The sequence below is a fragment of the Oleiphilus sp. HI0079 genome (assembly GCF_001635105.1).
On sequence record NZ_LWFT01001055.1, the window covers coordinates 1 to 1,033 of the forward strand.

Here is a 1,033-nt window from a genome sequence, read left to right on the forward strand (position 1 = left end):
TCACATCGTGAATCAGAGCTGCAACCGCACCAACAGAAAACTTAAACTGAAAGCGGAGTGCTACGTATACCATGACGATTCCCAAGGCCAACAATAAACCTAAGCCGCCCTGCTCTCGGAGTTCTTCACCCACCTGTGATCCAACAAATTCAGCGCGTTCAAGCGTCACCGCATCACCAGTACCGGACAATACATTAAGAACTTGCTCGCCCACCTTATCGTCAAAGCCTTGAGATAAGCGAACTAACACTGAAGTATCAGCACCGAAGTTCTGAACGACGAGCTTGTCATAGCCAGCATCATTCAAGGTCTTTCTTACATCCTCGAGATTTGGTGCTGCTGCATACTCGACCTCAACTAAGGTACCACCAGTAAAGTCGAGCCCTAGCTGTAAGCCCTGCATCGCGAGCGAACTGAGAGATGCGATGAGAAGCAAAACCGAAGCAACTGCTGCGATTTTTCTCTTACCCATAAAGTCAATTGTATTCATTTCTTTCACCTTAACTACTCATCAACCTATGGATAACGTTTGAACTTTGCGAGAACCATACACAAGATTAGTAATCGCGCGGCTCAAGAAAATTGCAGTAAACATTGAAGTCAGAATACCCAGCGCTAACGTAACCGCGAAGCCTTTCACGGGCCCCGTACCAACGGCAAATAGTATAATTGCTGCTATAAATGTAGTGATATTTGCATCGAGAATTGCGACGAAAGCTCGACCGTAACCAGCGTCAATCGCGCGCTGCGGAGACAATCCAGCCTTTAGCTCTTCTCTTATCCGTTCAAAGATTAGAACGTTTGCATCCACAGCCATACCAACTGTCAAAACAATCCCGGCGATACCCGGCAACGTGAGCGTTGCAGAAATCATCGACATCAGCGCACACAGCAACACAACATTCACCAGAAGCGCTGCGTTCGCGATTAAACCGAAAACGCGATAGTAGATAAGCATAAATATGAGAACAAGTCCGAAACCGATTTGTACAGACAGAAGCCCGGCATCAATGTTCGCTTGACCAAGGCTTGG

At 47.0% G+C, this 1,033-nt stretch carries 1 protein-coding gene and 1 pseudogene; both read right to left on the reverse strand.

Annotated elements, in window-relative coordinates:
• Positions 1 to 490 (reverse strand): annotated as a pseudogene (locus tag A3750_RS18895) (protein translocase subunit SecF); the annotation flags it as partial.
• Between the two features lie 21 nt (positions 491 to 511).
• Positions 512 to 1,033: SecD/SecF family protein translocase subunit (locus tag A3750_RS18900; protein ID WP_156498742.1), on the reverse strand; the 522-nt coding region annotated here is incomplete at its 5' end.